Source organism: Bacillus cereus group sp. BfR-BA-01441 (assembly GCF_022663075.1).
Classification (GTDB): domain Bacteria; phylum Bacillota; class Bacilli; order Bacillales; family Bacillaceae_G; genus Bacillus_A; species Bacillus_A cereus.
This window is the reverse complement of record NZ_JAKUEU010000136.1, coordinates 1-7,384: the sequence shown is the minus strand read 5'-3', so window position 1 is coordinate 7,384 and position 7,384 is coordinate 1. Positions and strand designations below refer to the sequence as shown.

Genomic DNA, 7,384 nt, shown 5'->3' with positions numbered 1-7,384 from the left:
ATGTTTGTGTAAGAAACATCGATAGTGGCAAGAGTAGAGAGTGTATATAGTTGAAAATAGAGAATAGAAGAAATGAGGGATGTCGAGATGAAAACAGTATTAGAAGCAAAAAATATTGAAAAAGTATATGACACGGGTGGTAATAAATTTGCAGCGTTAAAAGGTATTAACTTACAAGTAAAAGAAGGTGAGTTCGTTGGAATTATGGGACCTTCTGGTTCTGGTAAGACGACTTTACTAAATGTTCTTTCTACAATTGATAATGCGACGAACGGTGAAATTTTAATTGATGGAAAAGATATTGTGAAAATGAATGATGATAAGTTAGCGTTATTCCGCCGCGATCATTTAGGCTTCATTTTCCAAGATTATAACTTATTAGATACGTTAACAGTGAAAGAGAATATTGCTTTACCACTTGCGTTATCAAAGGTGAAAGCGAGTGAGATTGATCGCCGCGTTCTTGAAATCTCAAAGAAATTTGGTATTGATCATATTTTAAGTCAGTTCCCATATCAAGTATCTGGTGGACAGAAGCAGCGCTGCGCAGCATCACGTGCAATCGTTACGAATCCAAGTATGATTTTCGGAGACGAGCCAACTGGAGCGCTTGATTCTAAATCTGCAACAGATTTACTTGAAAGTATGAAGTCGTTAAACGAATATGATAACTCAACAATTTTAATGGTAACGCATGATGCATTTGCAGCAAGTTATTGTAAACGAGTTATTTTCATTAAAGATGGTGAACTATATAAAGAATTGCACCGCGGTGAATCGACGCGTAAACAGTTCTTCCAAAAAATTGTTGATGTAATGTCTTCTATTTCTGGGGGTATGGCTGATGACCTTATCTAGCATTGCCCTCCGCAACATACAGCGGAACTTTAAAGACTACTTTGTATATTTTGCATCTATGATTTTTAGTATCGTTATTTATTTTACATTTAAAGCACTGCAATACAATTCACAAATGGAAAAAGCTGCAGAAGCTTCAAAAAAAATTAGCGGAGCGTTCCAAGTTTCAAGTGTCATGCTTATCATTTTCGTAGCAGTGTTTATTATATATTCGAACGGTTTCTTTACACGTAAACGTAAAAAAGAAGTTGGCTTATATTCGTTATTAGGTATCCGTAAAAGACAAATTGGTAAAATGCTCTTTTATGAAAATATGTTAATGGGATTAATGTCTTTAATTATCGGTATTGCGATTGGTAGTGTCCTTTCAAAATTATTCCTTGAACTGCTAGTAAGCATGATGGGATTAAACTTAAATGTTCATTTTGAAGTACCGATGGCTGCCATTATTGATACAGCACTTATTTTCTTTGTGATTATTTTATATACATCACTTCAAGGATATCGTTTAATTTATCGATTTAAGCTAATTGAACTTTTCCGCGCCGAACGTGAAGGAGAAGCAATGCCAAAAGGATCAGTTATTATGGCATTAATTTCAGTTGTCTTAATTGGTTCAGGTTATTTCTTAGCATTAATGTTCATGAAAGCTGTTAAATATGCAGACTTTATGGTCGTTGCATTATACATTTTATTAGCGACAGTAGCAGGGACTTATTTACTGTTTATGTTCTTCACAGTATTTGTATTGAAACGTGCAAGAAATAATAAGTCAGCGTTTTATAACGGTATGAATATGGTAACGACGTCGCAGCTACTATATCGTATTAAAGGAAATGCAAAATCACTTGCGACAATTTCTATTTTAAGTGCGGTAACATTAACAGCGGTTGGTACGTCAGTTACGATGTATTACAACACATTTACGCAATCAAAAGCAGTTGCACCATATAGCTATTCTTATGAGAAAAAAGATGCAGCGCTTGATAAGAAAGTAAATGCGATTTTTGCAGAAGAGAAGAAAGATCATCCGATTAAAGATCAATTTGAAATTGAGACAGTTCCTGTAAAAGGGAAGTTTGAAGGAGATAAAGTTGATTTCATCTTTAATATGAACTACAGTATCTCAGAGAAATATCAATTTATGTCTCAATCTGAATTTAATAAGCTTGCTAAGAAAATCGACGCAGAAACAGTGAATGTAGCTGCTGATGAAGCATTTATATATGATAGTTCGTATATTGAAGGACATGAGTTTAGTCCACAATATAAAGGAAACAAAGCAGTATTCCAAATTGGGAACGAAACGAAACAATTAAAAATCCAAGGTGCAAATGACGTTGCGATTACAAATTTAGGTGAATTAGTTGTTGTCGTTTCAGATGAAATGTATGAACAAGCGAAACAAGCATTTGGAACACGTATTGTAAAAAATATTGATGTGAAAGATGAGAAAAACAGTAAAGTGTTAACGGAAAAATTAACAAAAGTGATGCCAGCTGGTGAATCAGAAATGGTGTTATCATTTAGAGATTTCTACACTGGTTTCCATATGGGGCTTGAAGGAACAGGATTAATGATGTTTATTGGAATGTTCTTAGGGCTTGTATTCTTACTAGCAACAGGTTCTATCATTTACTTTAAACAATTAACAGAAGCAAATGCTGATCGTGAGCGTTATGTTGTACTTCACAAAATAGGGGTCACAAAACAAGAAATGAAAAAAGCTATTGCAAAACAAGTAAGCTTTATCTTTGCAATCCCGTTAGTAATCGGAATCCTGCACAGCTTGTTTGCATTAAAAGGTTTAGGGAACATATTACCATTTGAAATTATGATTCCGCTTCTAATTAGTATCGGAGTATACGGCGCTATTTATATTGGATATTACTTCTTAACTGTTCGTTCTTATTATAAGATCGTGAGTGCGAAGTAATAAGGGGCAGCTATCGCTACAGGCGATAGCTGTTTTTTTATTCTTCATAAAATCTTAAGAAACTTCCTCAATTTTTATTAAGAAACGATAGTTATACTTAGACACAAGTTAAAAACTACCGAACGAATGAGGAGAGGTTTATATGCAACTCATAACATTCTTACATGAATTTATGAAACATCCGAAACATACTGGTGCAATTGCGCCAAGTTCAAAAATATTAGCAAAGAAAATGGTCGATGTAATTGATTTTAATAAAGCGAAATGTATTGTAGAGTTAGGGCCTGGTACAGGGGTTTTTACGAAAGAGATTATGAAGAGAAAAAAGAAGGAAACGATATTTCTTCTTATTGAAATTAATGAAGTATTTTTCAAAGAATTAAAAAGAAAGTTTAAAGATGAGCAGAATGTCATTGTTGTACACGGTTCAGCTGAAAATATAAAGAAGTATATGGAGGAGCTCAATATAGAATGCATTGATTACGTTTTATCAGGGTTGCCTTTCACTTCTTTACCAGAAGAAGTTTCAAAGCGCATTTTAAATAATGCGATGGAAGCGATACATGAGAATGGTGAGTTCATTACATTTCAATATTCACTTGTGAAAAAAGGGTTTATACAGCATTTCTTCCCTGAAATTACACTAGAAAAAGTATGGCTCAATTTCCCACCAGCCTACGTCTTTAGTTGCAAAAAAGAACTAAGGAGAGCATATGCATAATGGAATTACATGAATTATTATCTTATATTGAACAATACGGTTATTGGGCTTTATTTTTCTGTTTATGGTTAGGGATTATCGGTATGCCAATTCCAGATGAAATGATTGTTATGAGTGGTGGTTTCGTATCTTCAGTAGGTATATTAAGTGTTGTTCCTTCATTCGTATTAACATATTTAGGTGTTGTATCAGGGCTTTCTTTAGGATATATATTAGGGAAGGTTTTTGGAACGAAGGTACTCCATAAATTAATGAAAAAGAAAAAAGCGAAGTATTTGATGAAATCACAAGAAATGGTTGATAAATACGGACAGTACGCGTTAGTTACAAGCTATTTCATACCAGTTGTAAGACATATCGTACCGTATTTAGTTGGGATGAATAACATGTCATTTCGGATATATGCTTTGTATTCCTATACGACAGGATTTGTTTGGACACTCGTTTATTTTGTGCTCGGTTCTTTATTTGGACAACATATTGAAAGGATTGTAGCGATCGCGATAGAATATGGCGTGTATTTTGGCGTGATTGTTTTTATAGTTACAGGTATTCTTTATTTATATAGACAAAAAAGAATCACACTGATGAGTAAATAGAAGTAAAGAAAGTTCCTGCCGGTATGAAGGGTAAGATAGGATTATAAGTATAAAATTATCTTTATTTAATGGTGAAATATAGGTAAGTAGTTAAGGAAGGAAGAGCGTTGTGCTACTCATTTTTAGCCTTATCTTAATTGGAATTATGTGCAGTATGAAAATAGTATCCTTACACATGATAGAACGACAAAAGGTAGAGGAACGATATGTATATTGTCCAAAATGTGATACGAAAATTAGAAGAGGAAATTCAGCTCCTTTTTGTTCGAAATGTAATTTAATATTTTAAAAAGAAAAAGTCCGAAATCACTTTATATGGTTTCGGACTTTTTCTTTTTAAGTAAACATTAATCCACCTAGTTCTCTTTCGTTTGTTTATTAGCTAAAATGGAATATGAATAACAATAGTATGTAAACGAAAATAAATATAGATGTACATATGGAGTGCTATATTTGGAGATTTTAATCATAGTAGGATGCCTATTAATAGGAATTATTTTGATTAGTATAAGTAATTATCGATTTATAAAAGAATTAAAAGAAAAAAATTCAAAGAAAGAGAAATGGAAAGTAGTAGCTGGAAATTTGATAGAGTTATTTAGTGATCCATTGCATGGAGTGCCGTTCTATTTTTTAACTGGAGGTCTCTTTTTTGTAATCGGACTGTTGTTATTTCTTTCTATGGGAATGGGTTGGCTTGAAATTGATTAAGGCGTATTAACAAAGATATTTCATAGTTGTATTGCGAAGAGGAGAGAGCAAATGCCGGTTATAAGAGATATACAATTGAGTTTTCTAAAAGTAAAAGAGCATACCAGAAACATAGAGGCATTACAGTTAACATCTACAAGCAACTACGATGAAGACATCTCTTTTGGTAAAGAGACGAGCAGTATTACTTCTTTATATTGTCGACATATGCCAAAGTTAAGAATGGATTATGAGAAAGGGATTTTGATTCATTGTGTGGATGATATTTCATTACTCGATGAGTGGGAGAAGAAATATAGAATTTTCCCTGAATATATGAATGTTTTTGTGGAGTATGAGAGTGTGAAGGGTTTTCCATATTTATCAGATAGAGAGAAAAAAGAATTAGCCCTTCAAATCGTTCATGTTGAAATGAAGCGTTTAGCTGTGAAATATGATTGGGATATAGAAGAGTTAGAAAAAGTGAAGAATAAGATACTAGAATTGAATTATAGAAACGAGTTCGTATATATAAAAAAGAGTAGTCCGAATAAAAAATACGTATGTAGTATAACATGTCAGCATGAAGTGGCTTATGCTGACGTGTACTTAGAAATAAGAGAGTATAGAACGAGGCGGTTAATCAAAAAGGAAAAGCTTATTAGAGAAGAAGATATGTATAAGATGTTTCATCATGTTAGTGAAGTGGCTTGGAAGTTAAATCATAAAGTGCTACTGATGAATGATAAAGGAAAAACTGTATGGATGTTAACCTTTTTAGAGAAAGATATCCCAGCTAATTTAGTTTGGAAGATTGAAAGAATAGATTGAAAATAGATGAGAATTGGAGTGCATATGATGGAGACACAAATCGTTATTGGAGTACCTGGTTTATGGAAAGATAGAACAGAATTAATACAAGAAGTTGTGAGTAAAAGTAACTATATATTAGCGGGAAATGTTATGCACCATAAGGAGAAAGAGATTGGCTTTGAAATTGATATATATGAACAAGACCCTTCTTTGAGAGAGGCTTTCTTCTATGCAGGTGGGGAGCGTTTTGATGAAGAATTGCTTCAGGAGTTGGAGAAGCATACTTATACAGTGTATGTTATTGCAAAAGTTGACGATACAGAGAGATTACAAGAAGTAATTGATGTAGGAATGGAACTTTTAAATGCAGGTGGACTTGCTTTAAAAGTTGAAACAGCAGGTGTAGCTTATTCGAAAGAGGAATGGCAAGAGCTTGCAGAGGATAAGGAAATCTTCCCTATGTATTCACATCTTGTAACTTTAGTCGGAGATGAAGAGGACGGTTATTATTCATGTGGAATGCAGGCATTTAATCTACCAGACGTTGTTTTAGACGGAGGAATAGATCCGGAAGTAGCTGTAGATTTATTAAATGATTTTAACCTACATAATATATTGGAAAAACCTAATTTGAAAGATGGAGATACAATTAGTTTCACAGAAGGTGCTCCAGTGTATCTTGTATCTCATTATATAGATGAACGTTATGAGCAAGAGGATCCATTTTATAATCCATGTGGGGTATGGAAGTTAGAGAGTGCTTCGCCAAAGAAATCTATATTTCAAAAATTGAGGAGTATGCTAAGAGGATGAAGAAATGCATAAAAGAGCAACTACGCATATGTGAAAAATATGGGGCGGAGTATGTAGAATCACCAGATAACTTTAAGTTAGGGATAGCGCAAAATGTGAAAAGTAGTACCGTTCCAATTAATGGGTTACGAATGCCTATAGAAAACGGAACAACAGGTTGGTACATTTGGGCTGGTGAAGAAATGGGGACAGAAGAAGATTTCTTTCTTCCTTTACACGTTCAACATATTGATGAATGGGCACCTGAAATAAAGAAGTATTTAGGGTTACCACCTGGTTGGAGATTTTTAATTGCTGGAGATTACGAGGACGTGTGGTATGATCCGAATTTGTTTGATGAAGATTTAGAAGAGGATGCAGATGAATGGGAAGAAAATATGCTACAAGAGTATGGATGGTACATGCATAGCATATTAGCAGAAGATATTGATGGCATCCATGCTAATTATCATACGCATGGTCTAAGAGATAACTTTAATCATCAAGATTTACAAATAGCATTAAATATGGATCCTGAAGTCGCGCATAGTGTTTTTTGTACCATAATAGAAGAAATAAAGAGCGGAAAAAAGTTTGAACAAGGGATTGAGTATACGAATATTATTGAAGGATATCCCATTATTATGAAGTCTTTCGTAGAGATGGATCGAGAAGTTTTGAGGGTTTTATTACCTGATGAAAGAGGGATTCTTCCTACGAGGCCAGAGTGTGATGAATGTTATAAGACTCAATTGGATGATATTGAGGAGAGTTGATAAAAAAGAGCTTGAAACAATTCAAGCTCTTTTTTTATCACTATTTATGTCCTAAAATATGCTCAATCTCATGCAAACTTAATTTACTTGCCTTAGCAATCGTTTCAAGTGGTATACCAAGATCATACATATTTTTAATCATTTGAATTTTTCCCTGCTGAACTCCTTCTTTTCGACCTTTTTCAATGCCTTTTTCAAT

Annotated in this window: 9 protein-coding genes and 1 pseudogene; 9 read left to right on the top strand and 1 reads right to left on the bottom strand. The window is 33.7% G+C overall.

Translation table 11 applies throughout. The annotated features are described in order from the left end of the window. Nucleotides 1-87 precede the first annotated feature (87 nt). The 9 genes from MR107_RS28380 (at nucleotide 88) to MR107_RS28340 (ending at nucleotide 7,185) form a co-directional block, all read left to right on the top strand. Entirely contained in the window at nucleotides 88-858 is a 771-nt protein-coding gene (locus tag MR107_RS28380; protein ID WP_000859655.1) for an ABC transporter ATP-binding protein, read from the top strand. Beyond that, a complete protein-coding gene (locus tag MR107_RS28375) occupies nucleotides 845-2,794 on the top strand; it encodes an ABC transporter permease (RefSeq protein ID WP_048656647.1) in 1,950 nt (649 codons plus the stop codon). Before MR107_RS28380 ends, MR107_RS28375 begins: the two co-directional genes overlap by 14 nt. 142 nt (nucleotides 2,795-2,936) lie before the next feature. After that, nucleotides 2,937-3,515: a class I SAM-dependent methyltransferase gene (locus MR107_RS28370; RefSeq protein ID WP_048656646.1), complete on the top strand. Its 579-nt coding sequence runs from the start codon at nucleotides 2,937-2,939 to the stop codon at nucleotides 3,513-3,515. Further along, nucleotides 3,515-4,114: a DedA family protein gene (locus MR107_RS28365; protein ID WP_000418944.1), complete on the top strand. Its 600-nt coding sequence runs from the start codon at nucleotides 3,515-3,517 to the stop codon at nucleotides 4,112-4,114. The genes MR107_RS28370 and MR107_RS28365 overlap by 1 nt, the downstream gene beginning before the upstream one ends. A 109-nt stretch (nucleotides 4,115-4,223) precedes the next feature. Then, on the top strand, nucleotides 4,224-4,403 hold the full coding sequence (locus MR107_RS31770) for a hypothetical protein (RefSeq protein ID WP_001986677.1): 180 nt from the start codon (nucleotides 4,224-4,226) through the stop codon (nucleotides 4,401-4,403). A 164-nt stretch (nucleotides 4,404-4,567) separates the two neighbouring features. Beyond that, entirely contained in the window at nucleotides 4,568-4,825 is a 258-nt protein-coding gene (locus MR107_RS28355) for a hypothetical protein (protein WP_000404320.1), read from the top strand. A gap of 51 nt (nucleotides 4,826-4,876) precedes the next feature. Continuing rightward, nucleotides 4,877-5,635 (top strand): hypothetical protein, encoded by a 759-nt coding sequence (locus MR107_RS28350; protein ID WP_016125892.1) that lies wholly within the window; start codon nucleotides 4,877-4,879, stop codon nucleotides 5,633-5,635. Nucleotides 5,636-5,662: 27 nt separating this feature from the next. Then, nucleotides 5,663-6,430 (top strand): DUF4261 domain-containing protein, encoded by a 768-nt coding sequence (locus MR107_RS28345; RefSeq protein ID WP_000449850.1) that lies wholly within the window; start codon nucleotides 5,663-5,665, stop codon nucleotides 6,428-6,430. Further along, the gene (locus MR107_RS28340) at nucleotides 6,427-7,185 is read left to right on the top strand and encodes a DUF4262 domain-containing protein (protein ID WP_000710547.1); all 759 of its coding nucleotides are present in this window, start codon (nucleotides 6,427-6,429) and stop codon (nucleotides 7,183-7,185) included. The genes MR107_RS28345 and MR107_RS28340 overlap by 4 nt, the downstream gene beginning before the upstream one ends. Nucleotides 7,186-7,225: 40 nt before the next feature. Here MR107_RS28340 and MR107_RS32080 read toward each other — a convergent pair. Further along, nucleotides 7,226-7,384: pseudogene (locus tag MR107_RS32080) on the bottom strand (Rpn family recombination-promoting nuclease/putative transposase); the annotation flags it as partial.

What these genes read in the sequence shown, in the direction of transcription:
- MR107_RS28340 (WP_000710547.1), top strand. Translation starts at nt 6,427, where the DNA reads ATGAAGAAATGCATAAAAGAGCAACTACGCATATGTGAAAAATATGGG.
- MR107_RS28350 (WP_016125892.1), top strand. Translation starts at nt 4,877, where the DNA reads ATGCCGGTTATAAGAGATATACAATTGAGTTTTCTAAAAGTAAAAGAG.
- MR107_RS28375 (WP_048656647.1), top strand. Translation starts at nt 845, where the DNA reads ATGACCTTATCTAGCATTGCCCTCCGCAACATACAGCGGAACTTTAAA.
- MR107_RS28380 (WP_000859655.1), top strand. Translation starts at nt 88, where the DNA reads ATGAAAACAGTATTAGAAGCAAAAAATATTGAAAAAGTATATGACACG.
- MR107_RS28370 (WP_048656646.1), top strand. Translation starts at nt 2,937, where the DNA reads ATGCAACTCATAACATTCTTACATGAATTTATGAAACATCCGAAACAT.
- MR107_RS28365 (WP_000418944.1), top strand. Translation starts at nt 3,515, where the DNA reads ATGGAATTACATGAATTATTATCTTATATTGAACAATACGGTTATTGG.
- MR107_RS28345 (WP_000449850.1), top strand. Translation starts at nt 5,663, where the DNA reads ATGGAGACACAAATCGTTATTGGAGTACCTGGTTTATGGAAAGATAGA.